A 26551-nucleotide genomic window follows, 5' to 3' on the forward strand; every position below is an offset into this window, starting at 1 on the left:
TGAGAAAGATGATGAACCGCCTGGAAGCAGGCAAAGATATTACCGGGATGGCCAACAAGGGGCGTTTTTGGGTTTTAATCAGTTACCTGTCAATTATTGGCTTTCTGATCCTGAATAGCGTCCAGTCAACAAAGGAAGGGGCACCACTTTACGTGATCGGGTTACTGGCTTTACTGCCTATCCTCCCGCTCCTGCTTTTTGTACCTGGCCTTTGGCTTCGCAATCCCCGCTCCCACGCCTGGCTTTGCTTTGTCAGTCTGTTGTACTTTATGCACGGAGTTGATCAGGCTTTTTTACCCGGCAGTCAGGTCGTTGGCCTTGGCTTGTCGATCTCTTCTATTATTCTTTTTATGTCTGCGATGATGTTTTCACGCTGGGAAAGCCTGCGTATCAAAGCGTCAGGACAAACAAATGAAAAAGCAGAAGATCAGGCTAACGGGTAAGAAGGGTGTAATAGCCGGAAGGTGTCATAACCGGTGTCCCCTGGACAGGCCATTAAGATCTGCTCCGAAAATAAAAAAAGCAAGACGGCTGCTTTACCCGTCTTGCTTTTCACTCAACTCTTGCTTTTACTCAACTAACTATAGGATTCCAGCTTAACAGAAAGATCAGAGCCAAAACTGCAAACAGCCGGCATCTACCCTTGGTTTGCTGTACGGGGCATAAAAGACTCTCTATTGGCACTAACCACAAGATTACGACCCCGATCCTTAGCACAGTAAAGTGCCTGATCAGTCAGATCCAGCATATCATGCTCTGTCATATCATCTTCCGGTATCAGGCTGCAAACACCGACACTGATCGTAACAACCTCAGCAATCGATGACTTGTGGTGTGCAATTGCCAGCGACTCAACCAACTCACGACATTGCTCTGCAATTGCCCAGGCACCAGCCTCAGGTGTGTTTGGCAGCAGCAGGATAAACTCCTCGCCACCAAATCGGGCAAACAGATCCCCGGGCCGGTTGATAACAGAAGCAACCAATTCTGCAATGTTGCGCAAGCACTCATCACCCTGAAGGTGCCCATACTGATCGTTGTACTGCTTGAAAAAATCAAGATCAAACAAGACTAATGAAACAGGCTTCTGCTCCCGGCGTGCCCGCTTCCATTCCCGGGAAAAGCTGTCATCAAAGAAACGACGGTTAGCGATCTGAGTTAAGCCATCAGTTTGCGATAGGTGTGCCAGTTTTTTATTGGCCTCCTGAAGAGCGCGATTCCGTTGCTCAGCAACTGACTCAATCTCAAAGCTACGCCGGGATAACATGCGTAAATATGCCGCCACAAAACCTGTAATCAACAACCCTGCCATCATCACAACATATGCCAGCTCACTCTTACGCTCATTCATATAACCTTCAGAAGGTGCAACGACCAGCTGCCAGTTCCGCCCTCCTACATCGTTAATCATATAACGCTGCTGCATATCAATAACGGGAGGCGTTACGGGTTGCCGGGCAAATAAAACCGCATGCTCACTATTTTTTTCCTGGAGTGTTTTCATATCAAACAAGGCAATATGAAGCCCCGCCGCACGCCCTCCCATCAGAGCCTCCTGCACCAGCCGGTTGAGGGTAAACTCGCCAGCCACCAAACCTTTAAGGTCTCTCTGTCCGCGTACAGCCTCATCTTCAAAAACCGGAAGAACCGCAAGAATGCGCTTTCCAGGCACTCCATCGTCCAGGGACATAGGCTCCGTCGCAGCCAGCTCAAAACCCTCTACTGCCCGGTGAATAGCGTTTAAAAGAACAGGCTGGGACGACAGATCGAAGCCAAGGGGAAACTCCGCCTGACCTTTTGTTGCCTGATATAGCACAGGGTAGTGAGCCTCACGATTTACCGCTGGCACCCAACGTTCTCTGGCAGAACGCTCCTGAATCACATAACGGGGATCGATTTTCTTTTGCTCATTCTCAAACACCTGTCTGTCAGCAGGGGTCACAACAGGTGACCACTGCAGAAAGTGCAGCTCAGGATGCCGCGCCAGTGTGTTTTCAGCCACATGGGAAAACTCTTCATTTGTTACAGAAGAAGAACCCTCAAAAAGCCCCCTGCAAAACGTATAACGCTTCAAAATTCACAAACAACTCGCGGGACACCTGATAAGAGAGTTCCTTCATTTCACCTTTAATCTGGATCCTAATAGCGTCCTGACGCAAATCACCAATATTCCATGCAATCAAAGCTGAAAACAGAAAACCGACGACGAGAGTGATATAACTCAATCTGTTTGAATATGCCTTCATCCGCTTCTAATCCTTATAACCATCTGTATTTCCGGTCACTAAAGACCTTACTCTTTAAGTATATGCTTTTATAAACCGGCTGTACCTCAGTAATTACGCGGCATCAGAGAAAAGCCATTTAAAAGATGACAAACTTTTTTTCCATAAAAACCTAGGCTATCAAACCTGATAAATAAGAAATTGAAGTTATATCCACTAAAAACTTTTCGTAACAAAGTCGTGTAATCTGGTAACACCAAAGTATAGAAATACAGTGGCACGCAAGATACTGACACTTATAACCCATTGTTTTAAAATAAAAAAATATTGTTGGCATACAATATGTGTCTGACAAACATCGCTGTGAAAATATAACACCGGTCAAGCACCATCCTGACCTGACCGGTACACCAGGTCACGGAATAACCTGATGAAGTGAAATCACACAGCACAGAGAACGGGTAAAGTCATAGTTTACCCAGCTCTTCCCGGGCCAAAAGCCCGAAAAAAAACAAAAAGGCCAAAAGCCTGAAAATAAAAATGGAGTACGCCATGAACGTATTTAGCCATCCTGATTTCGACGGGCACGAACGTGTTTTGTTCGGGCATGATCCTGAGTCTGGTCTTAAAGCCATTATTGCTATCCACAATAGCAACCTCGGCCCTGCACTCGGCGGCTGCCGTATGTGGCCATACCCATCAGAGGCTGAGGCTCTCAAAGACGTTTTGCGCCTATCCAGGGGGATGACTTATAAGTCTGCATTGGCCAACCTTCCCCTGGGCGGCGGTAAAGCCGTTATCATCGGCGATCCACGGCGTGATAAAACACCGGAGTTGCTTCACGCTATGGGGCGCTTCATTGAATCTGCCAATGGTAACTATATTACCGCTGAGGATTCAGGAACCAGCGTGCCAGATCTAAAACTTATGGCCGAAGAAACCTCATATGTTGCCGGCATCATGGAGAAACCTTGCGCTGACGGTCATTTACGTAGCGGCGACCCATCTCCCTCGACAGCCTATGGTGTATACCGTGGTCTGATGTCTGGGGTTGAATATCGCCTGGGCCGCACTGACCTAGCGGGGCTCAAGGTTGCAATCCAGGGCGTAGGCAATGTTGGTTTTCGACTGGCAAAGCACCTTCATCAGGCAGGAGCCGAGCTCTGGGTAACCGATATTTACAGAGATATGGTTCAGCGCTGCGTTAACGAGCTGGGCGCAACAGCCGTTGCTTCAGACGAAATCTACGGATTGGATGTCGATGTTTTTTCTCCCTGTGCTATGGGTGGTATTTTGAATGACGAGACCATCAGCCAGCTGAAAGCCAAGGTTATTGCCGGCGCTGCAAACAACCAACTTGAGTCTCCACACCACGGAGCCCAACTTCGTGACAAGGGCATTCTTTACGCTCCGGATTATGCTATCAACTCCGGTGGCATCATTGATGTGGGCTATGAACGCATGGGCAACTTTGACCCTAAAGCCGTTAATGAGCACATCGAGTCTATTCATAACACCCTGATGGAAATCTTCTCCCGGGCCGATCATGAACAACAACCTACCCATGCCATTGCAGATCAGGTTGCACGCGAGCGCTTTGCTCACCCGGACGGAAACCTTCAGAACGCTTAATTTTTAACCCCACAAATAAGCTTAGCCTCCCCTCCTTCAAGGGGCTGGCCTACTGAGCTATTGCCAAAAAAACCGAGGAGAAACTCGTGTCTAAAACAACTACAACAAACGCCACTGGGCACCAGGGCCTGCATTGGTCTTCGCGCTGGGCATTTATTATGGCTGCAACCGGTTCTGCGGTCGGCCTTGGCAACATCTGGAAATTCCCATACATCACGGGTGAAAACGGTGGCGGTGCCTTCGTTCTGGTATACCTGGCCTGCATCGCCATTGTTGGTCTACCGATTCTTATTGCCGAAGTACTCTTAGGCCGCAAAGGCGGAAAGAGCCCTATTGCCAGTATGCGAGATCTGATTCGCGAGCATAACGCCAAAGCAGGTTGGGTATCGATTGGTACGCTGGGTACAGTTGCAGCATTTCTGATTCTGTCATTCTATAGTGTCATTGGTGGCTGGGCGGTCAACTATGTGGGCTACACCTTCAGCGGTGACTTTGTAGGCCAAAGCAGCGATGCCGTTGGTGGTATTTTCGGTTCCATGCTAGCGGACCCGTCAACGCTACTGTTTTGGCACAGTATATTTATGGCATGCGTACTCTTTATTGTTGCCAGGGGCGTTAAAAGCGGCCTGGAGAAAGCTGTAACCTACCTGATGCCAGCCCTTTTTATACTCATGGTTATCATGGTGGGCTACGCCATGACAACGGACGGTTTCACCCAGGGCGTTAATTTCCTGTTCAACCCTGATTTTTCCAAACTCAGTTCTGAGGGTGTTCTGAAAGCATTAGGGCATGCGTTCTTCACTCTGAGCCTGGGTACAGGCGTCATGATGGCTTACGGCTCCTATCTGGACCAGGATGTATCCATCGCAAAGACCTCCATCACCGTTGGCCTTATGGACACCCTTGTGGCACTGGTCGCTGGCATGGCAATTTTCCCAATTGTATTTGCCAATGGCATGGAACCAAGCGCTGGCCCAGGCCTGATATTTGTGTCATTACCCATGGCCTTCGGCAGTATGTCCATGGGGACACTGATCGGTACACTCTTCTTCATATTGCTGGTATTCGCAGCACTTACTTCAGCAATCTCTCTCCTGGAGCCTTCCGTGGAATGGCTGGAAGAGCGCAGCGGCTTTAATCGCCTGACAGCGACTCTGGCCGCAGGCGGTGCGGTGTGGTTCCTGGGGATCGCAACGGTACTCTCCCTGAATGTATGGTCTGATGTTCACCCACTGGGTATGTTTGCCGTTTTTGAAGGCAAAACAATCTTTGATCTGCTGGACTACATCACTGCCAATATTATGCTACCTCTGGCAGGCTTATTGGCCGCACTATACGTAGGCTGGGTTATGAAGAAAGAAGATGTGGCAGACGAACTTAATATGTCCCAAGGTGCTTTGTCTCTGTTCTGGAATGTCACCCGTTATGTGACGCCACTGGCCGTCATCATTGTGATGTACAAGTCCATCATGGGCTAGGACTATATCAGAAGCTTCACTCAGAAATAAAAAAAGCGGATCACTTTTAGTGATCCGCTTTTTTATTCCGATAAGTAACACTTGGTTCCTGAAAGCACAAAAGGCTTAATGGGTAAATATCCTAGGGGTCGAGACTCGGATTTAGCAGTGTCAGCACTTCATCGGCCTCCAGTCTGCGATCACGATAATCGGTACCTACCCGCTCAAGCAAAACCTCAGGATCAACTGTAGGGCTGCCAAAATAGATACCCATACGCGCCTTAACCTTCAGTTCCGGCCATTCCGGATAGTAGAGACGGGCAATGGCCCGCATCAGGTGAGACACCAAATCCTGAACCGACTTTTTCGTTGCCATAGGTAATAACAGACAGATTTTTTTCCCTGAAAAACGGGCAGCATATTCGGGAACTTCCACCACACGCTTCACAATCTGACCAATATGCAGGAAAACACGCTCACCGGCAGGCTGACCATACAGCTCATTAATTTCCGGCATATTCTCAAGATCCAGCAACATAAGACCAAACGGCTTCTTGGTTTCGTGTGACTTCATCATCACATTATTCATGTAAGGCAGGAAATAAACGCGTTGCATAAGCCCTGTTGCTGAGTCCAGCATAGAGTCCATCTGGGCCTCAGCCAGCATCTCGTGCACCTGATCTGTCTCAGCCATGCGTTCAGTAACATCATGACCAGAGATAAGAATCACCTCTTGCTGGTCAAGCTCAACCCCCTGCAGCTGAAGATAGTAGTCACGCAGACCTACCAGCTTAGACACCAGAACAGTGTTCATCACAGAGTGCTTGTTTACATCCACGGAAAGATTATCAAGAATTGCATTAAGCTCTGGCGCAGTAAATTCCGGGAACAGATCATGGGGGGAAAGACTGCAAATTTCACCACTTTCATAACCCAAAGCTGTCTCTGCGGCAGAGTTGCTGTAAATAAAACTCAGGCTTTTCGGGTCAAGTAATAACAACAACTCCCGGGACTGAGCAATAGCAGCCCCGACAAGTTGATCTGAAACAGCCATCATCGCACTCTCCTTAAACCTTTGTTCTTATCGGTAAGACTAAGAAAATAACCCCAACGCCCTCTCAATAAAAGCAGCAAAAGGTAACGCTTTGTCTTAATCCGATAAAACAAGACAAATAAGCCAAGGCAAACACCTGCATCCAAAACAAAACTACCAGCGCAGAGTCTCTTTCACAAAGGGTATTGTTAACTTTCTTTGAGCCATCAGAGATGCATGATCTAATACCGACAGCATATCGAATAATTCACGCAAGCTTCTTGGACTTCGGTGCAATATATAGCGCGCAACCTCATCCGTCAGCTCCAGTCCCCGCTCGTGAGCACGCAGCTTAAAAGCCATTATTTTTTGTTCGTCATCAAGCTTGTGCAGAGCAGAAGTAATACCCCACGCCAAACGGGACGAAAGATCAGGTAGCTTCACCCCCAGCTTCGAGGGAGGGGCATCTGCAGAGATCACCAGAACTTTTCCGGCATCACGCAAACGGTTAAAGCAATGAAATAGTGCGGCTTCCCACTTGGCCCGGCCAGCGACTAAATGAAGATCATCAATACAAACCAGATCCAGCGTCTCCAGCCCCTCCAATAGCTCCGGGGACAGAAGGGCAAGTTCGTCCAAAGGCAGGTATACAGAGCGGAAACCTAAAGCATCGGCCTGGTGACAAAGGGCTTGCAACAGATGGCTTTTGCCTGAATCCTGAGGCCCGTAGATATACTGAAATGTCTCGCCGCCACTTTCAAGAAGCGAACACAGAGCCTCCAGAAGATAAATATTATCTCCCGGAAAAAAGTTAGCAAACGTAGCATCGTCTCTTAGACCGATACTTAATGATAGCTGTGAAGCTTGAAAATCAGCCATATTTCAATGACTTACCTTTAAAAACCCATCATGAGGAGTAAATTAGCTGCTTTACAGAACAAAAGAAAGCCTCTTGTTCATTTATACAGCAATCAGCAGTTAGTTGTCCCGCATGAATTGTATCAAATCCAGGTTCAGGCTGGTGAAAACATCATTCATTAAGCTTCAGAAAAGATTCAGAACCAGCCTGCAGCAACCCCAAGCCGGTAGAAAAGAGCCGCACTGGCAATAACCCAAAGCAGCTTTACCCAAAAAGGGAAGCACGGTGAAATATCTTTATCCATAGCAAGCAACTCCTTTTGAACATGCTTTTGTATGGTAGCAGATTCTAACTCAAAGAACCCCAAACCATAACCTAGGATGAACCCGAGCTACAGGCAAAAAAAAACCTGCTCAAAAAGAGCAGGTTTTTTATAAAAATGGCGGAGGGACAGGGATTTGAACCCTGGAAGGGCTATTAACCCTTGCCGGTTTTCAAGACCGGTGCTTTCAGCCGCTCAGCCATCCCTCCAGCTGGCGCATATGATACGCAAATATTTTTTTTCGTCAATAGACATTTCATGTTTTTTCTCAGGTTATACAAGGCTTTAACTTTTGAACATAAACAGACAGAATAGGTCTTAATGACGACCACGAAGAATTAGAGGAGCTATTCAATGGCTATCGAAGAATACAATACCTACGGGTCGACCTCTGCAGTCCCTGTTAATAAGGTTATCCGTAACACCTTTATGCTGCTGAGCATGACACTGGCTTTCAGCGCATTCACCGCGTTTATTTCGGCGGCGATGGGGCTCGGTCGCATGAATATCTTTGTTTTTCTGATCGGTGCTTATGGCCTGATGTTTTTAACCCATAAAACTCAGAACAGCATCTGGGGTCTTGTCAGTGCATTTGCCTTTACAGGCTTTATGGGCTTCACGATTGGCCCTGTCGTTTCCATGTACCTGTCTCTGCCAAACGGCGGGCAGGTTGTCACGACCGCATTAGCAAGCACCGCTGTCATTTTCCTGGCACTTTCAGGCTATGCCCTGACATCGAAAAAAGATTTCAGCTTCCTGAGCGGCTTTATGTTTGTCGGCTTCCTAGTACTGGTCGGTGCCATGATCGCAGGCTTTTTCTTCAGTATTCCCGGCTTAAGTCTGATGATCTCAGCCGGTTTCGTACTTTTTGCTTCCGCTGCAATCCTGTATGAAACCAGCCAACTGGTACATGATGGGCAGCGTAACTACATTATGGCGACCATCGGATTATATGTCTCCATCTATAACCTCTTTATGAGCCTGCTCCACCTGACTGGCGCGCTAAGTGGAGACGACTAAAACAGGCTGAATACGTTATACTAAGCGCCCTGCACTGCAGGGCGTTTTTGTTTCTGCCCGTTGGGGTCATCCCCGATATAGCGACAAGCCAAAAGACAGACATCAGAGGCCAAGGTTATCCGGCTAAGAAAATCCGGTGCTGCAATTTTTAGAGTTGTGATGAAGAGTTGTAATGAAATGAACTACAGTATTGCCATTTATGGCGGCCCATACAGTGACCAGGCCTCCCTCAGCGCACTGCATTTTGCCCGGGCGCTATTAAAACGTGAACACCGTATTCAGCGGGTTTTCTTTTACCACGATGGTGTATACAACAGTTCAGCACTGGTGACGCCCCCTCAGGATGAAATTAATGTGCCAACACAATGGCAGACCCTGGCCAGCGAGCACGGAATTGAGTTAGTGGTTTGTATCGCGGCGGCAGTCCGGCGCGGCCTTCTGGATGAGAAAGAAGCCAAACGGTACAGCAAATCGTCCTATAACCTGGCCGAAGGATACACTCTTTCAGGTCTGGGCCAGCTTATTGATGCCAGCATTAACTGCGACAAACTGATTACCTTTGGAGCCTGAGAATGTCCGAACTACTGATTATCTTCCGTAAACCTCCCATCGGTACATCCTGGGCAAGAGAAGCAATTGACCTGGCGCTGGTTGGTGCAGCGTTCGGCCAGCAGGCAACACTGCTTTTTATGGGGGATGGTGTTTATCAGTTATTGAGTAATCAACAGCCGGATCAGGTTGAGCAAAAAGGTACTCAGGCAATGATGAAAGCCCTGCCGATGTACGATATCGATCAGGTCTTTGTTTGTGAAAAAAGCCTGAGCGAGCGGGGCTTGAGGGCAAATCTGCTGGATTTCGAGTGTCAATCTATCAGCCAGGCTAGCCTGCAGAAACTTCTGAACAGCCATCGTCAGGTTTTTAATTTTTAAGCGTCCAATAACGCCATAGTTTTGCGAATCTAAAGATGATTTTACATACAGTTAATAAATCACCATCAACGAGTAACACCTTGCAGGAGTGCCTTTACAGCGCCAGTAGTGGCGATAGCGTGCTCTTTATCGAGGATGGCGTCTACGGCGCAACATCTGCCTTCAAAGAACGGCTGCGCGATGATCTTAGCTACTTTGTACTCCAGAACGATGCCGCTGCACGCGGTTTGAGTGCATGTCTGCTGACCGGGCAGTGCCAGCCCGTAGATTATTCAGGCTTCGTTGAACTGACAGAACAGGCAGACTCTGTCTGCAGCTGGTTTTAATTTTATGCTGATGACTGGAAATAAGCGGATTCCTTTAGATGATGAAGGCTATCTGGAGCAACTTTCAGACTGGCAGCCGGAGGTCGCAGAACAGATGGCCGAGAAGGAAGGGCTGGAACTGACAGAGGCCCACTGGGAGGTTATTCATTTACTGCGCCGGTTTTATCAGGAATTTGAGCTCTCGCCTGCCATGCGCCCTTTGGTGAAATATATTGGACTTAACCTGGGCAAGGAGAAAGCTAAAAGCATTTATCTGATGCAGCTTTTTGGAGAAAGCCCGGCCAAAATGGCCAGTAAGCTGGCAGGGCTTCCCAAACCTACCAACTGTCTTTGAGGCAGTTCATTCTGAAAAATGCCAGAGAAATACGAACAAACAATAGATATTCAATTTATCACCCAAAGTATAGGCTTAGCCCCTATCACTGGGCCGTTAAAAACAATATTCTATTAAGAACAATAACTTAATAATAAAACCCTAAACGATTCATAAAGCTAACATAGGATACGATTTCAGATGCCTAAAACTCGTCTGACGAATGTCAATGTGGTGTCTCAGGATGTCCTGATCACCCCGGAAGAACTGAAAAAAGAAATTCCTTTAACGGATCCTGCCCGTGCATCGGTGGTTGAGGGTCGTGAGACTATTCAAAATATTCTTGACGGTAAAGACCAGCGCTTGTTTGTTGTTGTAGGCCCCTGCTCTATCCATGATATTGATGCTGCCAAAGACTACGCAAAACGCCTGAAAGCTCTTTCCGACAAAGTCAGTGACACCCTGTATATCGTCATGCGTGTTTATTTTGAGAAGCCGCGCACGACAGTTGGTTGGAAAGGGCTGATCAACGACCCGCACCTGGATGATTCTTTCCAACTGGAAGAGGGTCTGCATATTGGCCGCCAACTTCTGGTCGATCTGGCCGAAATGGGACTGCCTTTGGCAACAGAAGCTCTGGACCCGATTTCACCTCAGTATCTGCAGGATGTTATCGCATGGTCTGCTATTGGTGCTCGTACCACAGAGTCTCAGACACACCGTGAAATGACCAGTGGCCTGTCGATGCCAATCGGCTTTAAAAATGGTACAGATGGCGGCCTGGAAGTCGCAACCAACGCACTGCAATCGGCATCTCATCCTCATAGCTTCCTGGGTATTAACCAGGCGGGTCAGGTTGCCGTGATCCGAACAAAAGGCAACCAGTATGGCCATGTGGTTCTTCGTGGTGGTAATGGCAAGCCCAACTACGACTCAGTCAGTGTCGCCCTGTGTGAGCAGGATCTGGAAAAGGCTAAACTGCCGAAGAACATTATGATCGACTGCAGCCATGCAAACTCCAATAAAGATCCGGCACTACAGCCATTGGTTATGGAAAATGTCACCCACCAGATTCTGGATGGCAATCAATCGATTGTCGGCCTGATGATTGAGAGCAACATCGGCTGGGGCAATCAGAAAATGTCTCCAAACCGGGACGAGATGGCGTATGGCGTTTCCATTACAGATGCCTGTATAGACTGGGATACCACAGAAGAAACATTGCTGAAGATGGCAGAAAAACTACGCCCAGCACTACCTGAGCGTCGTTAACCGCTTTTTATATATCGGACTGAAAAGCAAAAAAGCTCTGGCGGAGTTGTCTCCGCCAGAGCTTTTTATTACGGGCTGCCGCTTTAACTATGCTTGCTGGTGATTCCACTGGATACATTCATCCAGCGTTATACCGTGGCCACCGAAAATATCCAGCGCACTGCCAATGGTCAGATCGACGCCACCGTTTGAAAGCTCATGCACCCGCTCCAGATCCTCCCGGGAACGGGCTCCTCCAGCGTATGTCACCGGAATCGGGCTTGCAGCCCCAAGCAAACGTACCAGATCTTCATCAATACCACTCTGAAGCCCCTCCACATCCGCCGCATGAATTAAAAACTCAGCACAGTGATCACTTAAAGCCTGTAACGTATGCTGGTCCACCGCCAACTCCGTAACCGTTTGCCAACGGTCTGTGGCAATGTTCCACCCTGAAGCCGTTTTCCGACAGCTTAAGTCTAAAATCAAACGCTCCTTACCCGTTACCGCCTTAATCTCTGCCAGCCGTTCCCAGCTGAACTGTCCACCTTCAAACAGATAGGAGGTTACAATCACGTGGGAAGCGCCAGCCTCAAGATAGGACGCAGCATTACCCGCATTCACACCGCCACCGAACTGCAAGCCTCCGGGCCAGGCTGATAACGCAGCCAGAGCAGCCTCCTGATTGCCCGGACCTAAGGCGATCACATGGCCTCCCATCAACTGGTGCTCACGATACAGCTCAGCATAATAACGGCTGCTATATTCACTGATAAAATTTGTATCAGCCCCTTGCTCGTTCAGGCTGCCACCTACGATCTGTTTAACCTGCCCCTGATGCAGGTCGATACACGGACGAAACTGAGTCAAAGCCTTACCTCAAGTGGTTTAAGGAGAGTTTTTACGGGTCGTTCACACATGGAGTTGATCTATAGCAACCATAGAAAAAAGCCCGCACAAAGCGGGCTATTCTAACAGAAATTAATCCTTAACGACTTCAGCTGTTTGCATAATCGTCACTGGCGGATATCGGTCCAGGGCTTTCGCTGAATCCATATTCACAATAAAACTAAAGCGTTTAAGCGTTTCAACAGGAACCTCAGAAACCTGCCGCCCTTCAAACAGTAATTGATGGGCTTTATAAGCCGCAAACTGCCCTACGTTATAGTAACGGCTCACCAGTCCCATATAGGCACCAGCCTTACGGATTGGCCCTTCTGTTGCTGAATAGACAGGAACACCAGCACCATGACTGACGTTCACCAGGGTTTTCGCATTTGAAATAAGGAATGAGTCTGATGGCAAATAAGTGATATCGGCCCCCTCAGACGTAATAAAGCGAGCAAAAGCGGCAAAGTAATCGTCCGCTTTTGCCTCATCTGCATTCGGTAACGGGAAGCGAACCAAGTCAATCCCTGCTGCATCACAGGCACTCTGCAACGCTTCAACCTGAAGCAGAGAGTTCTTCTCTTTAGCATTAAAAATCACCGCAACCTTTTCAATACCATCAAGCTCTTGCATAGCCGCAACCTGAGTCGCCATCGGTACCAGATGAGATGTTCCTGTCACATTCCTCCCCGGCGCCTGATAGTCCGATACAAGACCCGCCCCCTTTGGGTCAGCAACAATATTAAATACCAGCGGAATCGAGCGAATATACTCATCATCCGAATGAGTAGCGGATTCAGCTCCTGCAAGGATAGAGGTCACCGTCGTACCAAAACTATAAACCAGGTCTGGTTTGCGCTGCAGAATATCCTGACGAATCAAGGCAACCTGCTGGCGGCTTTTCCCGGCATTTCGAATAACAAACTCGACAGGTTCCGGCCGGTTCATCATCGAATCCATAAAACCCCGCTCCGCTTCCGTCACACCTCGCCAGAGCACCATATAAACCTGCTTCACCGGCTTAATCACTGATGTCTGGTCAGCCCAAACAGAAGACACCAGGCCCGACATCATAAAAACAACTGCAAGCAAGGCCCTGCTGAAAACATTAAATCCTAACACTGGCTATACCTCTTGTAACTGCCGCTGATCCATTGAACGGAACATAGAATAAAGAACCACAAGTAATATCAGACTGGCAGCCACGCCAGAGGAGAGCCAGAGGAAAGAGTTCTGGAACCCCATAAAGCTGATCAGCGTTGCCGCCACCAATGGCCCGGCGATATTCCCTATCCGCTCTGTCAGACGGAAAATTCCGATAGTCTTACCCAAGGTAAGCCCATTTTTTAATTTCACTTTCTCTGTCAGGAGTGATAACTGAGGTGAAACCCCTACACCATGGGCAACCCCTAGCAGTAATACTCCGGTAAACATGCCGTAAACCCCGGGAATCAGATAAACCGCAAACAGCGCCAGCGCAGATAAACCGCCGCCAAACATGATAAAAGCACTCTTATTCTTCAGCCGATCCCCCAGCCAGGCACTCAAGGGAGAGATCAGCACAATAGCCAGACCGTAAGCCATAAGAATGCGCCCTACAGAAGACTGGTTTGCCCCTAGCTCATTCAGATAAACCGGTCCGGCATAATAGAGAAATCCCGTTAGCAACAGCTTCGCAGGAATAGCCGACAGAAACGTGATCAGCAGAAAGTACTTATCCGTCAGCAGTGTCGTAAAATCGCTGAAAGATAAAACCGCTGGCGGCGGCGCATCCGGGTCTTTCTCTTTAGCTTCAAAGAACTGCATAACAAAAACAGCCGAAACCAGAGACAGGGTCGCCGAAAGCATAAAGGTCGCTTCAAACCCGATGCGATCCGACAGAATACCGCCAATCGCAGCACCACAAAGAGAACCAGAGAAAAAGCCGGACAGGAACATCGCCATTCCCCTTGTACGGTTCTCAACCGTAGTATTGTCCGTTACATAGCCTTGAGCCGTAATAAAGACAACGCCGTAGCCCACAGCTGTAATGGAGCGCACAATCAGCAGTTGCCAGAGATTATCGCACCAGGCTGTTAACAAAAGTCCTACAGCAGTGAGCCCTGCCCCCACCATAAAAGCTTTCTTGCGACCTACACTATCCGACCACTGCCCTGCAACAGGTAAAGATAAAGCCCAAACCAGCATAAAAACAGAGATAGGTAAACCGACCACCATTGTCGGAGATAAACCCGCAATCGGCTCATAGAGTGCATTGACGTAGGCCGGGAAGAAAGAGAGTGACATTGATTCAGAAAAAATCACCAAAAAGAGTGGTGGCCGCACAAAGGACAGTCGAGTCAGACCGACTCGTCTGGGCTCTCCTTCCGGTAGTTGATAGCCATTTCCCAGAGCCACATTCCTGAGCCGGGTCGTCATACTCCCCATGGCGGCAGCTACACGGTTTCCTAAGTGAGATAACTCATCTTTCCCAGGGAAATAAACCACCTCACGCAGGTCTTTCTCCGCCACCTTATCCAACATAGTATGGATACCCAGCATAGGGGTCTTAATGTGATAGGTGGTGATAAACATCAGAAGTTCCATGGCCAGCAGCAGGGTCACAACTAAAATAGTCGCAATATCATAGCCAATCTCTTCAAATACCTGAGCCATAAAGCCGGGATCAAAACCAACCCAAATCTCAGCGATCTGCTGACCATTCTGCATCAGAGGATAGCGATAAAGAGCAAACTGCTTCTCTGCCATCATAAGAGAGGTTACAGGGGGCAACAATGCTGTCGTATCCGCCTGCGCCTGATAAAGAATACGATTCTGATCAGGCTGATAGATAGCCAGATACTCAAGGTCAGCATGCCCTTTTAAACGACTGGCAAGCACCTGATCCATTCGACCAAAGCGGCCCAGTGGAACCCCCTGATCCAGTAGATGCAATACTAACCGGTCTGCGGACTGGGCCACAGTGGCTGCTTTTACCTGCTGAGCGGGTTTAAGAGAGTCTTTGATCAGCCCAAGAGAGATCCCGGCGCTAACAGCAGTACCCATTACAATCACCAGTACCGCTATAAACACCACACTGCCTGACAGAGAGATACGCTTCATAAATTGTTTTACTTCCTCTGCCAACGAACCCTAACAGTAATGATTACTTTTGCCGGGAGTCGCTGGGATTCGATGACGCTTTTTGTGCCTCCTGCACGCGGTCATGTAATAGCTGGAACCGGGCTTCCAATTCGTCCGGCGGCTGTAAAGCATTAACATCAGACGCATCTTCAGGAGTAGCGCCTCCTTGCAGCTGGAGATCCAGGCTTCCGCTCAAACGCAGGATTTGCCTGCGCAAGCGTCGCATCATCAGCCATAAAAAACCCAAACCAACCAGAGCGCTAATCAGAACACCCAGGCCCGATTGCCAGGCTTGCTGCTTCATAAGCATTGCATTTTCAGCCTGATAGGCACCTCGACTATATGCCAGAACAACAATGCCGGACTGAACATTAAAGGTGTTAAAAAGTGGCTCAGCCACCAACAGATAGTCATCTGTTTCCCGAATCAAAAGATGGGCACCTGAATCCGGTGATTCATCCACCACCTGCTGAAACCAGCCCGGAGGAATCAGGCCGGTAAGATCGCCTGAGCCCGCCTGAAACAAACGCTGCTTTTGGGCTGAATAAACAACGGCTTTATCAATAGCAGAATCAGCCTTAACCAGGTTTTTTAGTTGCTCTCCGGTTTCTGTCAGGCTGCTCACCGGAAGCCCGAGTCCCGTTCCATAGTCGATACCCAGACGAACTTCATCCAACATCACCTGTAAGCGTGAGCTGATCAGTTCTCGGTGACGTTTCTCAAAATTAAAATATGCCAGCAGAGCACTCAGGCTAACACTAAAGAGCAATACAAATACCAGTGTTAAACCAAGCCGCCCCATCAGAGAGCCACCCTTGGGAATAGCCTTCTCCTCCGGGGAGCCCTCAGTGCCTGCTCCGTCTTGCTCAGTTGTCAACGATGCCATAGAAGCCTCTTCTCTCATCCCGATAACACTCGCCTTCTTATCGAGCTCAGATTACTCAGAAACCAGGGAGCGGGCAGCATCAACTTCCTGCCGGGCCGCTTCACTCAATTGCATCGCCGACAAACGCCACTCAAGCTGACGCATCACATCAGCACATTGCTGGATAGTGCTCAGAAATAGCATAGATTCTGCCAGTTCCGACCCCTGAACCAGGGTTACCGCTTGCTGTTTAAGGCGCATCACTTCAACTAAATACTGTTTTAGCAGACGCCAGTCCCGGGCATCTTTCTGATTACGTTCAATCTCAACGGTCTGGCGGAAAACAGACTCCAGTTCAGCCGCAAGATTAACCCGAACCTGCTCAATACGTCGGCGGCGCAACTGGCTTAACTGCACCACGACCACAACAAAAATGATCAGGCCCTCAAGTATTAGCACCTTGTGTTCAGCGATCTGACCCAGCAATCGGGAAAAATTATCCAGACCCACAAACGGATTGTAATAGCGGTTACTCAAGGAGTGCAGCGGCAGATAACGTAATACAGGGTCTTCAGTAGGGTTAATATCCAACATGACCGGAGCATCAGCCCGAACCTGGTCGCTATTAAGCTGATCAAGCACGGCCTGAACCATCTTCTCAGGAAGGCCGGGACGGGCTGCCATAACAGCATAGGTCACGATTGTCTCCACCGATTCAGCCGGAGCCGGACCCGCTACAGTGCTGTATACACCAGAAGGTATTTTCGCGGTTGTTAACTGAGAGTGATTCAAAGCATAGCCCTCGGCACCCTCCAGTGATACCAGCCTGAACAAGCCACTGGCCATCACCTGCCTAAGGTCAGGGTTAAGCAAACCGGTTGTCACGATGGCCCCTTCCAGTGAAGCATCGCTTAACAGTTGAGTGAAATAGACATCATTACTGCGAAACTGCTCTGCCTCCAGTGCAAAATGATCCAGCACTTTCATCGACTGAGCCCGGTAACCGGAGCCCGGTTTACCCAGCGCAATACTATTACCTGCCATATCAGCCAAGGAGCTGATGTCACTGTTTTTACGCACCACCAGGTGCATATAATCCCGCCACAGAGGAGCAACCATATAGAGGTTCTGCAGAGACACGGAATTTGTCCCGACAATGGCAAAGTCAGCTTCACCTGCCAGTAGTTTCCCCCGGTTATCCACGGACCCCCGGGTTACCAACAGCTGCACTGTATAGTCGGTTTTTTTCTCAATATAGCGCTTTAACAGCGTGCCGTACTGGTAGTAGTATCCGCCTTTTGATGCCGTAGCAATACGGATCATTTTAGACTCATGGCTTTTCTGATACCCCCAGTACAGGATCAGTACTCCAGCAATCGCCAGAAGAAACCAACTGATCATATTTTTCATACGATAGCTCAACATAGGATGCTCCAAATTAATCCAACGCTATTCGGGCTTGTAACTGATAAGACGAGCCATCTATGGCAGTAAAATCAGGCTTCAGTAACCAGGCATTTTTGCCCAGGCGCCCCCAACCATTTAGGCCAGAAGTGATCTGTGATGAATCTCTGACACTCTGATTCATACCGGTACAATCCAGTAAAAATTCAAGCTCACATCGCAGGGGCTGTTGCAAATAAAGACGAATCAGTTCCCGGAGCTGCCGCCACTGTTCCTTATCACTGATCAGCTGATCAAAACGACGATAAGCCACAGGCCCAACAACCAGGACAAAACTGCCGATCGCTTCGGGCATACGGCTGCCTAGCAAGGAGCCTTCACCAAGCCCTGCTGATTGCTGCCCCAGCTTTAAATGCGCCTGGCGGGAAAGAGAAACCTGTCGTAACTCGCACTGCCGCGCCTTTACGGGCACATCACCTAAAAAGTCACTCAGCAGCACTTCAAGGCCAGCAGCAGAGCGATAAGGCGATGTCAGTAAACGGAAATACCTTAACAGACCACCTTCAGGCTCCTGGCTCGCATCGGATATTCCCGCCATCGCACGTAAACGGTCGTAATAGCGGTTTTCCAGGTCATCTTTTTCCTGGAAAACCAGCATTGAACGTTGTTGGGTCTGAATCAGTATCTGGTAAATACGCTGATTCAGAAGATTCAGAAACGTCCTTGCCCCGCCTTTTTCCTGCTGCTCTGACTGCATCAGATAGTCCGTCATATAAGCAGGCAGAGCGCCATTACGACCGTACAGATTGAAAATATTCAGCTCTATTCGGAAATGAGATGCCGATACCTGCTCAATTTTTTCAATCACACTCCGGGCACTGTCCAGCCCCAAAGCAGGCTCAAGATCAATCCGTACCTGAGATCCAAACTGCTGCATTAGTAAGCGATACGCCTGCAACAGACTGTATCTGTGGCCATGATTTAACAGGTCATCAAGTATCACAGCAGCGGCTTCCTACCCAGCATTGGTGACCATTGCAGTACTTCACCGGTCTGCTGATCTGTCACCTTAAGCAAACAGAAATAGTTCACCGGTACCAGACTGATAAAAAACTGCTGCAGCAATCGGGCAAATAAGTGCATCTCGGCTTTGGAAGAGAAATGATCGCCAGCCAGAACAAGGCTGACCTCATAGCCCCGTACCGACATCGCGGAAACCAGACGATCTGTCATCAGGAGTTCAACCGATTGAATAGCATCGACTTTTTTCATATTAATCTGCTGACGGGCTCGATCAGGACTCGCCTGCATCACCAACTCTTTCAGAGCCGCATGTAAACGATCCGTTGTCAGATGCCCCATCAGATTGCCACTTAACTGGCGCACGGCCTGCCAATATTGCTGCTCCGACGAGAGCGCCTTTCGATAAGGCGTTGGGGCTGTCAGGTTTTCAAACTGAACCAGCTCCGGCGAACCAGAGATATAGTCGGCAACCCTTCCCGGCGGAATCGTACTGGCATCGGCCCCGTTCGTGCAGTAAACACGAGCCTTAATCACCTCCTGCTCATCACGTTCTCCACCTCCCAAAGCGATAGAGAGCTCCAGTTCATCAGTTACTGGGTGAGCAGATAACTGCTCCTGGTAGCGAAGTGCATCCATTGAGGTCTGTCGCCAGAAAGGCAAATAGAGATGACTTTCCGGCTCGCTGCGATACTGTCCGGAAACCTGTTCAATACCGTATACACAAAGAAATTCACCATCCCGCTTCCGGGGTGCCAACGGCATATAAACCTGTCGCAGGTCCCGAACTCTGGGAGGTGCATCACGGATAAACAAATTCGCGGCAGGAACGACATTCAGCCGCAGCACTTTTGCCAGATCGGCTTTCGGCCAGTCTGCAGACGAGTCAAAATAGAAGTTTACGCTGAACTCAGTAGCGCACTGTTCAGCCGCCGACTCCGGCAACCGGAAACAAAAGCCCTGAGCTAACTCCGGGGCAGAGAAATAACGACGGGCTAGGCGCTGCGCCGGAAGTTCCGGCTGATCATCACTTAAAAAGGCCCACTGCATAAGATCGGTATTCCAGACAGGGGGCTCCATAGGTTCGACCTGCTGACCCGGCCAGACTACGGCGGAACCAACACAATGCTGTAATAGCGCATCGAGCATCCTGGCGGCAACGCCCTGGGTTGTATTCAGGTAGATCGCCAGAGGTTTGTTTGCCAGATAAAGACTATCTCCAAAGGTAAAGCGGAAACTCACACTCAGGCAACTTGCCCCTGCTTCTTTCTCCCGGGATTTACGGAACGATGCGTCTCTGATCTCAAGGGGTAATACACCTGAAGCCATCAGGGTACGAAATTCGCAGATGCTATCATCCTGAGGAGTTTTACCGGCAACAGGAGTACCTGCAGGTAAAGTCAGTAACTCTTTGAGCGCTGGCCGCCCTTTAAATTGCATCAGAGTAATCGATGGCAGAGGGCGTAACAGATCCGGTGATGCAACCTGCAGCACATTCTGTAACAACTGAGCCTGATCTTTTTCCAGCTCACTACGGAGTCCGGCGGTCAGAAAAGCAACACCCTCCAGAATCCGCTCTGCATCCGGATCATTTCCGGCAGAGGCCAGATAACCAGCATGTGACGGGTTTAACTCTGCATACTCAGCAGCCATCTCATGCAGGCGGTTTAATTCATCCTGATAATGGCGATCAATTTTTGCCATAAGTACTCTTCTTATTTCAGACCCACTGTTCTTATCGGGTTAGGCTATACCTGTGGTCCTGCCAGTAAGCCAAACACTCTTACAACTCAACGATGGGCAGGCCCAATGGACTGTAGCCCCGTACACAAAACAGCAACCCGGCTATCACTATCGATCCGAATTTGGTATTTAGCCTGGTAGCGTTCATATCTCTGCTCAAAAAATGACTTCAGGGTGAATAACATGACGCCCTGTTTATCCCCTTCGGCGACCACCTCTGATTGCTGTAACCTTGGTTCAAAACGGGAAACCTGCAGCTGAATCACCTTTGCCAATCGTTGAGACTGAACCGTATCGCCCTGTAGCTGAACCGGCGAAATCGCCGGCAATCCAAGCTCCAGGTTGGAAAGGCAGGAGCCGGCTCTCACATTCAGCAGATCCTGCAGCTGCAACGCGAGAAGGGCAGCTAAGGCCTCAATATCACCCTGCAAAACATCATCATTCAGACGTCTGAGTAAGCCAGCCTTCATCGCACCCGCCCTACTTTATTCATGCTTTACCTGCCTCATTACGGGCTTCAAACTCGACCTCAGCAGAGGGCCCGTAACGCCAACTTACAGATTCATATAAGAGGCTCACTTTTTCACAATAAGGGTGATCTTCCTGGCCTTTGGTCAGCAGATCCGGCATCACAGGTTGCAATGAAACAAGCCGGGCATTTTTAAGCTCTATCTCGTAAAGCAGCTCAGATGTCCCGCTATTGTTAAAATGACACCAGAACAGCACGACCTTTGTTAGCACTTCCCGCTCGCAAAGTGCCTGATAAAGCTGAGGAGAAATTCTATCCAGAGGCTTAATCACCTCGACAGGTCGGTGCATAGGCTGTCCCCCTAAAACTCTGCTGTCATCAGCACTCGGCAGATCTATACCATGCCTGAAGACTAAAACATGACTCAGACCATCACGAGTCAACTGTTTCTCGGGTCCTTCCAGCGCCCCCTGAGCAGAGCCGGTAAAGCTTATAAAACCAGGACGAGCCATCAGTCCACCTCCTGCAGGATAAGATCTAAGGAAAGCTGAAAACGCTCATCCATATAACGCAGATGCGGCTGTAAGCGCACCTCCATCAGGCAACCTTCCGCTCTACGAAGAATAACGCCAGCCTGACGAAAAGGTTTTTTCATCATGACATCCAGTGCCGGTGACTCCAGATCAACCACGAAACTCTTAAGCCACTGTTCAAGCTTCTGTCGTAACTGTTCCGGCTCATCCATTGAGCCAATCTGCTCACGGAACACTCGCTTCATCATATGAGCGACCCGGCAAATGGTTAGCAGATAAGGTAGCTGTGCATCGGGTACGGCTTTATCGCCACTGAGGGACAGCTGGTGGAGACTGTTAAGCTGGGGAAAATAGCTGGAGTTCTCTTCCGGCAGAGCGGATAACACGCAGAAGCCATGCCGGGACAGATCGGTTACCAGTGATGTCGGAAGATCGACCTCAAGAGGAGACAGCATCATATCTGCCATCGGGTCTTGCCAGGGTTTATGCAGCAACTCCCGGCCATAAAAACTGCCGGTCATCTGACTAAAAGACGACTGATTATCAAAGGTATTCAGTACTGTAGCCGCCAGAGAGTAACAACTGCTGCCCCACAGTAAGGAGCAACCATCTGCATCAACCTGCTCCTGAAAGAAAAAACCGGAAAAACTACCATTATAAGGGGCCCGGGTAACCTGATCAGGCAGCACCAGAAACAGGTAGCGACTGCGCGCTTGCTCCGCAAGCCGATGCAGGGGCATAAAACGAGGGTTCTCAAACCACTCATCAAGCGACTGCCCCAGCAGCTGTTCGTAACCATTAAAACCGATAAATTGCGGTGAAACAGGGGCAACAACCGGCAAGTGCGCACTGCAGCCTATATCTGACAAGGTCTGAAGCAGGCGCAAATCCTGCTCCGTCTGCTCCATGTAGAAATCAACAACCAGCATATTAAAGGGCTGACCACCAAATTGGCCAAACTCATGACTGTACACTCGCTCATAAAGCTCGCTGCGAATCATTTCTCCAGCCAGGTCATCGACTAAATCAGCCTTGCTGCAGTTCAACAGTACGATATCACTGGCATTGTGATAACGCACAGACTCACAAAGTGCGTACAGCTGCCGCCAGAGAGACTCAAGTTGAGTAAATGCCGGAAAGTGCAGAAGCTGGCTAAGCAGATCCGTCAAACAAACTTCCAGATCAGCATAGAGAAAGTCATCTGCCTGCTGCGCAGGTTCCAGCGGGGAGTAACGCTCCAGAAAAGCCTTTGCCTCAGCCAACAGAGACTCTGCAGGGCAGGTATCCGCAAGCAGCTGATCCCGCAGGTTCACTGCATAATTCAGAAGTGGTGAACGCTGAATCAGAGCACTCGGGTGAAAATCTTCAAGTGTTCTGATCTCATAAGGCTCACGCCATTCAGGCATCACGACAGAGAAATCTACAGCACACCCCAACTCGTACATTGCCTGTTCAGGTTTCTGCACATTGAGGCGAATCTGACGAAATATTAACGCATCATTCTGAACATTACCGGCATACGCACCGGCAAACAGCACCCGACAGGGCAACTGAGCTTCCTGCTCCTGAGGCCTGATCATCAAGGATGCGATAAGAGCATTACGGGAATCCATCTTCTATGAGCTCCAGCATGCAGCAATATGGCGTGGCGGCTTAAGATCTGATGCTGCCAACGTTTTGATAACAGGTTTATAACCGCGGAACTCGTAGCGAACATCGATATAAGACACCTTATAATCGAGCAGACGATCCCGCATAATTGGGAAGTCATCCGGGACAAAACGTCGCTGCCCACTCTGGAAATCTTTTAAAAATCGAGCGAACCCCTGAGGGCCGGGGTAGCGTTTTTCCAAAGTATAACGGCCAATATTAATCAGAAGCGTTGTATCAGCGCAGGTCTGATCCCAAACAAAGGCCCGATCCTGGGCGTAGTTAAGGTTTTCCAGCCGGGTAGGACCCAGCTCGCACTGCATTTCCAATACCGTTCTTCGAGGTAAATATTGCGCCTCAGGGTTTGCTGAAGTAGGCCGGGATTTCACAATAACCGTGTAGCGGCTTTGCTGCTGTTTCCGAAAATCGTCCCCACGGGCCAGGTACTCAAGCAGCGCTGTGTCCATGGGGAAGGCCTTACCGGATGCAAGAACAGGAACAAAGCCTGCGCCGAACTTAGGTTTAACATAAGGCGTCAGCTGAGCATCCTTGAAACTCCAGAGATGCCCGCCCTCACCGTAAAGAAAGCTCGTTCTTTTATAAGCAGGGACGCCCTGCATACCTGCAAGGAAATTATTTTCCCAACGTTCCTGAAGCTCACAGGCAGCCTCCTGTGTCATATAATCCCGGAATAAATGAATCGGGCCAGCAAAAACAGCCCAAAAAGCCTCATTCTGGCGGCTCCTCTTGCCTAGCATCCCTTGCAGTGTCTTTATACGGGCATAGGTCTGCGCCAGGGCAGTCTCTCCCTGTGACGGGTTATCAGGGCTTGCGTACAGGCCGGATATAGAGCTGAACGATGTAGAGCGAATACCGGAATTAAAAACTATCGACTCGATCAACTGCTTATATTCCCCCAGAAGAGCACCAGCCTGCTCAAGAACCGCAAGCCGCTCCTCATCAGAAGGCGAGCCTCCCCCGCCTTTTTTCCCTTTATTGAGTTTTTTCTGGGTTTTTAGTGCTGTCTTACCCGCCTTAGCTACCGCTTTACCCGCCGCCCCTGCTTTACCAACAACCTTGAGTGCCAGCTTTGCAAGAGCCCCATTACCGCCTGAGTCCGTTTTATCCGCAGGAGCATATGTCGCCATCTGCTTATAGTAGAAGACCATGAACAGCCAATCCGGCTTATCCTCCATGACTTCATAGGGGCCAAGCTCTTCCGCCATTCGGTTGAGAAGATTGAAAAAGGGGTTTCTTCCTGTAGCCTGGGTATCAACAGCACTTTGCCAGTCAAGATGGCCGGAAAGCGCATCTGTGCCTTTATAAAAGTTCAGAGCAAACTGCCGCCAGGCGTCGAGATAACGCTTGCGATAACTCTCCTGAAAACCCGGTATAAGAGCGTTAATACGTTCTGCAGCCTGATCCGTGGCCAGGATTTGATCAATAAAATCATCGATCATCGCTTTACCGGCTAACGTAAATGCCGGAGCAACTTGAATATTACGGTCCAGGGGCACACTTCCTTGCCAAAAGTCTGCTAGCCTGACCTCATTGGACTTTCCCGCAGTATTCCCCCAGTTGACTAACCAGTTCAAATTATCCGGATGGTCTGCAAGAATACGTTTCAGAAGCCGCTGCTTACGTTGGAGAGTCGACTCATAGCTATCGGTAGACGTTGCCCAGTAAAGCATCTGCAAATACAAACGGTTAAGACTGTCAAACTCAGACTCAGCCAGCTCCTGATGTAAAAGCTGGTCATCAGCCTGATAAAGCGGAGGCAAAGCTGAAAGGGCATCCATATCTTTACCTGCCAGGAAGTCCTGCAGAATATTGATCTCCCTAACAAGAATACCAACGTAGCGAGCAATCTCCTGGGCAGCCTCATCCGGCGGCAGCTTGTTATCGAATAAAGCTTTATTCAAAGAGCGCTCGATTCGACGATCTACAGGCATAACCAGATCATTCCAGACCCGGTCAACGTAAATCGCCTTAAGTTTGCTCACAAACAAAGGTTCAGTGGTTGAATCATCAATCCATGGAAAAAAACTGTGCTGCTCAAGAGATTGAATCAGTACAACCAGTTGCTCGCCATTTTCAATATTTCCACCGAGGTCGCTCCGCTGGACAATCTGACCGGCAAATGTTTGCTCAAGGGACTCTAAAAAGCCCTTATCGCCGGTATAGGTATATATAAGAGCAACCCAGAGCAGTGCGGTAATAGACGCAAAGCCGGTGAACCAAAGATTTCTGACCCAGCGCTCTGCACGAACAGCAGCGGGAATCTTATTCACGATTCCCCGGTCCCGGGGCAGTATTTCAGTAAAGAAATCCTTAACAAAAAGACCGGCACCAACAGATGAATCATTGTCAGAGGCTGTATCCTCAGCGCCCATCCAGTATACCCCCCGTAAATGAGGCGATGCCTGGAAGACACTGTTCTGGAAGACCCCTTTCGAGAAGGCACGAATACCGGAGCGCAACTGCTCCAACTCAGAGGGCAATAACATAATGGCATCATCAACAATACCACGCCCCATCAACTCAAGGTTCAGCTGCTTCAATTGCTCTGCAAGACCATCAAGAGCCGTATTAACACGAGTCTCTGTTTCAAGCTGATCACCTTCCTGAGGGAAATGATGACCCAAAGCCTGGGCTCGTATCTGCTCGGGCAGGTGCTGCAAAAGAGAGCGGCCACCGGCAAAATGTTCCAGGTCATTAAAAACCAAATAAACCGGAGCATTCACCTTAAGAGTCTGGATCACCTGATCCAATCGCTCACGTAGAATCATACCCTGCTGATACAGCTCATCTTCATTTTTAGCGGCCAGCTCTGCCAGAGAAACGGTCAACAAAACATGGCTAATAGGCTCTGCAGGCCGACGGGAGGCTAGCAACTCAAGCAATCGCCCCCACTCCGGGTTCAGTGCTCCACCACTGGCGCAGATACCTGGCGGGGTCTGCAGAACAACCCCTTCATTGTGTAACCACCACTCTGTCTGGCAGTCTTCCCCTGTAAAGATCTCTTTATGGCCCGAAGGCAGAACCAGCTGACCAGCATTAATCAAACGCTCAGCATCATGACTTCTGGCAGGAAGCATCACGGACCATGGCAGCTGATAAACAGGGTCGGAGGCATGCGTGTTCGGGCTACGCTTCAGAAAACGCATAGCATAGGTAAAGCGGCGTTCCAGGCCAGAGGTATCAGCTTTCAGCTGCTCCTGCGCCTCATCCTTCCGCCCCAAGCGTATCAGTTGCTTAATACGGCCTTTGGCGTGAAGACGAATCAGCACGCGCTTTATTAGCCGGTAAGTCAGCCAGAGCAGAAAAATACCTACCGCTGCGATGGCACCTTCCTGGGGAGTAAAGCCAAGGAATAAACCCAACCCTATGGTAATCGCAAAGATCACCAGCCAGATCAGCAGATAAAATAGTACTCGAAGAAATGTTTTCACGATCCGTCTTCTTATTCTAAGTCCGCAACAACCCTGA

General features: G+C 49.3%; 24 protein-coding genes and 1 tRNA gene. 9 read left to right on the forward strand and 16 right to left on the reverse strand.

From position 1 onward, the window contains the following. The first annotated feature begins 8 nt into the window (after window positions 1–8). Window positions 9–443, forward strand: coding sequence for a DUF2069 domain-containing protein (locus tag BTA35_RS06985; RefSeq protein WP_078319093.1), 435 nt, complete (start codon window positions 9–11; stop codon window positions 441–443). Between the two features lie 194 nt (window positions 444–637). Here the strand turns inward: BTA35_RS06985 and BTA35_RS06990 are convergent, their stop codons facing one another. Together BTA35_RS06990 and BTA35_RS06995 are read right to left on the reverse strand one after the other, a co-directional pair. Beyond that, a complete protein-coding gene (locus BTA35_RS06990) occupies window positions 638–2074 on the reverse strand; it encodes a sensor domain-containing diguanylate cyclase (protein ID WP_078319094.1) in 1437 nt (478 codons plus the stop codon). After that, complete coding sequence (locus BTA35_RS06995; RefSeq protein WP_078319095.1) at window positions 2040–2246, reverse strand: hypothetical protein; 207 nt, start codon at window positions 2244–2246, stop codon at window positions 2040–2042. The genes BTA35_RS06990 and BTA35_RS06995 overlap by 35 nt, the downstream gene beginning before the upstream one ends. 531 nt (window positions 2247–2777) lie before the next feature. Between BTA35_RS06995 and BTA35_RS07000 the strand changes: the two genes are divergently transcribed. After that, window positions 2778–3857, forward strand: a complete 1080-nt coding sequence (locus tag BTA35_RS07000) for a Glu/Leu/Phe/Val dehydrogenase dimerization domain-containing protein (protein ID WP_078319096.1) — start codon at window positions 2778–2780, stop codon at window positions 3855–3857. Between the two features lie 86 nt (window positions 3858–3943). Next, window positions 3944–5335 carry a sodium-dependent transporter gene (locus BTA35_RS07005; RefSeq protein WP_078319097.1) on the forward strand — a complete coding sequence of 464 codons (1392 nt, stop codon included), beginning with the start codon at window positions 3944–3946 and terminating at the stop codon, window positions 5333–5335. A 121-nt stretch (window positions 5336–5456) separates the two neighbouring features. On the opposite strand, the gene BTA35_RS07010 is transcribed toward BTA35_RS07005, so the two are convergent. From BTA35_RS07010 to BTA35_RS07020, 3 genes are all read right to left on the reverse strand, one after another. Continuing rightward, window positions 5457–6371 carry a sensor domain-containing diguanylate cyclase gene (locus BTA35_RS07010; protein ID WP_078319098.1) on the reverse strand — a complete coding sequence of 305 codons (915 nt, stop codon included), beginning with the start codon at window positions 6369–6371 and terminating at the stop codon, window positions 5457–5459. 150 nt (window positions 6372–6521) lie between these two features. After that, window positions 6522–7226, reverse strand: a complete 705-nt coding sequence (gene hda, locus BTA35_RS07015) for a DnaA regulatory inactivator Hda (protein ID WP_078319099.1) — start codon at window positions 7224–7226, stop codon at window positions 6522–6524. A 420-nt stretch (window positions 7227–7646) separates the two neighbouring features. Continuing rightward, window positions 7647–7737: transfer RNA gene (locus BTA35_RS07020), tRNA-Ser, on the reverse strand. Between the two features lie 145 nt (window positions 7738–7882). Here BTA35_RS07020 and BTA35_RS07025 point away from each other — a divergent pair. The 6 genes from BTA35_RS07025 (at window position 7883) to BTA35_RS07050 (ending at window position 11388) form a co-directional block, all read left to right on the forward strand. Further along, window positions 7883–8548: a Bax inhibitor-1/YccA family protein gene (locus BTA35_RS07025; protein ID WP_078319100.1), complete on the forward strand. Its 666-nt coding sequence runs from the start codon at window positions 7883–7885 to the stop codon at window positions 8546–8548. Between the two features lie 177 nt (window positions 8549–8725). Beyond that, window positions 8726–9118 (forward strand): sulfurtransferase complex subunit TusD, encoded by a 393-nt coding sequence (tusD, locus tag BTA35_RS07030; protein WP_078319298.1) that lies wholly within the window; start codon window positions 8726–8728, stop codon window positions 9116–9118. 2 nt (window positions 9119–9120) lie between these two features. Beyond that, a complete protein-coding gene (tusC, locus tag BTA35_RS07035) occupies window positions 9121–9477 on the forward strand; it encodes a sulfurtransferase complex subunit TusC (RefSeq protein ID WP_078319101.1) in 357 nt (118 codons plus the stop codon). Between the two features lie 35 nt (window positions 9478–9512). Further along, window positions 9513–9803, forward strand: a complete 291-nt coding sequence (gene tusB / locus BTA35_RS07040; RefSeq protein WP_202931202.1) for a sulfurtransferase complex subunit TusB — start codon at window positions 9513–9515, stop codon at window positions 9801–9803. Between the two features lie 10 nt (window positions 9804–9813). After that, window positions 9814–10137, forward strand: coding sequence for a TusE/DsrC/DsvC family sulfur relay protein (locus tag BTA35_RS07045; protein ID WP_202931218.1), 324 nt, complete (start codon window positions 9814–9816; stop codon window positions 10135–10137). A gap of 180 nt (window positions 10138–10317) precedes the next feature. Then, window positions 10318–11388 carry a 3-deoxy-7-phosphoheptulonate synthase gene (locus tag BTA35_RS07050; protein WP_078319103.1) on the forward strand — a complete coding sequence of 357 codons (1071 nt, stop codon included), beginning with the start codon at window positions 10318–10320 and terminating at the stop codon, window positions 11386–11388. An 87-nt stretch (window positions 11389–11475) separates the two neighbouring features. On the opposite strand, the gene hisA is transcribed toward BTA35_RS07050, so the two are convergent. From hisA to BTA35_RS07105, 11 genes are all read right to left on the reverse strand, one after another. After that, complete coding sequence (gene hisA / locus BTA35_RS07055; RefSeq protein WP_078319104.1) at window positions 11476–12237, reverse strand: phosphoribosylformimino-5-aminoimidazole carboxamide ribotide isomerase; 762 nt, start codon at window positions 12235–12237, stop codon at window positions 11476–11478. Window positions 12238–12348: 111 nt separating this feature from the next. After that, window positions 12349–13347 carry an ABC transporter substrate-binding protein gene (locus tag BTA35_RS07060; RefSeq protein WP_139363634.1) on the reverse strand — a complete coding sequence of 333 codons (999 nt, stop codon included), beginning with the start codon at window positions 13345–13347 and terminating at the stop codon, window positions 12349–12351. Window positions 13348–13380: 33 nt separating this feature from the next. Next, on the reverse strand, window positions 13381–15357 hold the full coding sequence (locus BTA35_RS07065; RefSeq protein WP_078319106.1) for an MFS transporter: 1977 nt from the start codon (window positions 15355–15357) through the stop codon (window positions 13381–13383). Window positions 15358–15400: 43 nt separating this feature from the next. Next, complete coding sequence (locus BTA35_RS07070; protein WP_078319107.1) at window positions 15401–16264, reverse strand: hypothetical protein; 864 nt, start codon at window positions 16262–16264, stop codon at window positions 15401–15403. Between the two features lie 51 nt (window positions 16265–16315). Next, window positions 16316–17668, reverse strand: a complete 1353-nt coding sequence (locus BTA35_RS07075) for a TAXI family TRAP transporter solute-binding subunit (RefSeq protein ID WP_078319108.1) — start codon at window positions 17666–17668, stop codon at window positions 16316–16318. A 13-nt stretch (window positions 17669–17681) separates the two neighbouring features. Beyond that, window positions 17682–18650 (reverse strand): type VI secretion system baseplate subunit TssG, encoded by a 969-nt coding sequence (gene tssG, locus BTA35_RS07080; RefSeq protein WP_139363635.1) that lies wholly within the window; start codon window positions 18648–18650, stop codon window positions 17682–17684. Continuing rightward, entirely contained in the window at window positions 18647–20371 is a 1725-nt protein-coding gene (gene tssF / locus BTA35_RS07085) for a type VI secretion system baseplate subunit TssF (RefSeq protein ID WP_078319110.1), read from the reverse strand. Before tssF ends, tssG begins: the two co-directional genes overlap by 4 nt. Window positions 20372–20457: 86 nt before the next feature. Continuing rightward, window positions 20458–20880, reverse strand: coding sequence for a GPW/gp25 family protein (locus tag BTA35_RS07090; protein WP_078319111.1), 423 nt, complete (start codon window positions 20878–20880; stop codon window positions 20458–20460). Window positions 20881–20899: 19 nt separating this feature from the next. Beyond that, the gene (gene tssD / locus BTA35_RS07095; RefSeq protein WP_078319112.1) at window positions 20900–21391 is read right to left on the reverse strand and encodes a type VI secretion system tube protein TssD; all 492 of its coding nucleotides are present in this window, start codon (window positions 21389–21391) and stop codon (window positions 20900–20902) included. Beyond that, entirely contained in the window at window positions 21391–23025 is a 1635-nt protein-coding gene (locus BTA35_RS07100) for a type VI secretion system contractile sheath domain-containing protein (RefSeq protein ID WP_078319113.1), read from the reverse strand. The genes tssD and BTA35_RS07100 overlap by 1 nt, the downstream gene beginning before the upstream one ends. A gap of 3 nt (window positions 23026–23028) precedes the next feature. Further along, the gene (locus tag BTA35_RS07105; RefSeq protein ID WP_078319114.1) at window positions 23029–26514 is read right to left on the reverse strand and encodes a type VI secretion protein IcmF/TssM N-terminal domain-containing protein; all 3486 of its coding nucleotides are present in this window, start codon (window positions 26512–26514) and stop codon (window positions 23029–23031) included. Between the last annotated feature and the right edge of the window lie 37 nt (window positions 26515–26551).

It is taken from the genome of Oceanospirillum linum (assembly GCF_001995095.2).
Lineage (GTDB): Bacteria > Pseudomonadota > Gammaproteobacteria > Pseudomonadales > Halomonadaceae > Oceanospirillum > Oceanospirillum linum.

Excerpts from the sequence above, each read along its gene's own strand:
- tusC (WP_078319101.1), top strand. The coding sequence starts at position 9,121 with ATGTCCGAACTACTGATTATCTTCCGTAAACCTCCCATCGGTACATCC.
- BTA35_RS06995 (WP_078319095.1), bottom strand. The coding sequence starts at position 2,246 with ATGAAGGCATATTCAAACAGATTGAGTTATATCACTCTCGTCGTCGGT.
- BTA35_RS07000 (WP_078319096.1), top strand. The coding sequence starts at position 2,778 with ATGAACGTATTTAGCCATCCTGATTTCGACGGGCACGAACGTGTTTTG.
- BTA35_RS07025 (WP_078319100.1), top strand. The coding sequence starts at position 7,883 with ATGGCTATCGAAGAATACAATACCTACGGGTCGACCTCTGCAGTCCCT.
- tusB (WP_202931202.1), top strand. The coding sequence starts at position 9,513 with ATGATTTTACATACAGTTAATAAATCACCATCAACGAGTAACACCTTG.
- BTA35_RS07010 (WP_078319098.1), bottom strand. The coding sequence starts at position 6,371 with ATGATGGCTGTTTCAGATCAACTTGTCGGGGCTGCTATTGCTCAGTCC.
- BTA35_RS07065 (WP_078319106.1), bottom strand. The coding sequence starts at position 15,357 with ATGAAGCGTATCTCTCTGTCAGGCAGTGTGGTGTTTATAGCGGTACTG.
- BTA35_RS07075 (WP_078319108.1), bottom strand. The coding sequence starts at position 17,668 with ATGTTGAGCTATCGTATGAAAAATATGATCAGTTGGTTTCTTCTGGCG.
- tusD (WP_078319298.1), top strand. The coding sequence starts at position 8,726 with ATGAACTACAGTATTGCCATTTATGGCGGCCCATACAGTGACCAGGCC.
- hda (WP_078319099.1), bottom strand. The coding sequence starts at position 7,226 with ATGGCTGATTTTCAAGCTTCACAGCTATCATTAAGTATCGGTCTAAGA.
- BTA35_RS07050 (WP_078319103.1), top strand. The coding sequence starts at position 10,318 with ATGCCTAAAACTCGTCTGACGAATGTCAATGTGGTGTCTCAGGATGTC.
- BTA35_RS07045 (WP_202931218.1), top strand. The coding sequence starts at position 9,814 with ATGACTGGAAATAAGCGGATTCCTTTAGATGATGAAGGCTATCTGGAG.
- BTA35_RS07100 (WP_078319113.1), bottom strand. The coding sequence starts at position 23,025 with ATGGATTCCCGTAATGCTCTTATCGCATCCTTGATGATCAGGCCTCAG.
- BTA35_RS07070 (WP_078319107.1), bottom strand. The coding sequence starts at position 16,264 with ATGGCATCGTTGACAACTGAGCAAGACGGAGCAGGCACTGAGGGCTCC.
- BTA35_RS07090 (WP_078319111.1), bottom strand. The coding sequence starts at position 20,880 with ATGAAGGCTGGCTTACTCAGACGTCTGAATGATGATGTTTTGCAGGGT.
- tssF (WP_078319110.1), bottom strand. The coding sequence starts at position 20,371 with ATGGCAAAAATTGATCGCCATTATCAGGATGAATTAAACCGCCTGCAT.
- BTA35_RS06985 (WP_078319093.1), top strand. The coding sequence starts at position 9 with ATGATGAACCGCCTGGAAGCAGGCAAAGATATTACCGGGATGGCCAAC.
- tssD (WP_078319112.1), bottom strand. The coding sequence starts at position 21,391 with ATGGCTCGTCCTGGTTTTATAAGCTTTACCGGCTCTGCTCAGGGGGCG.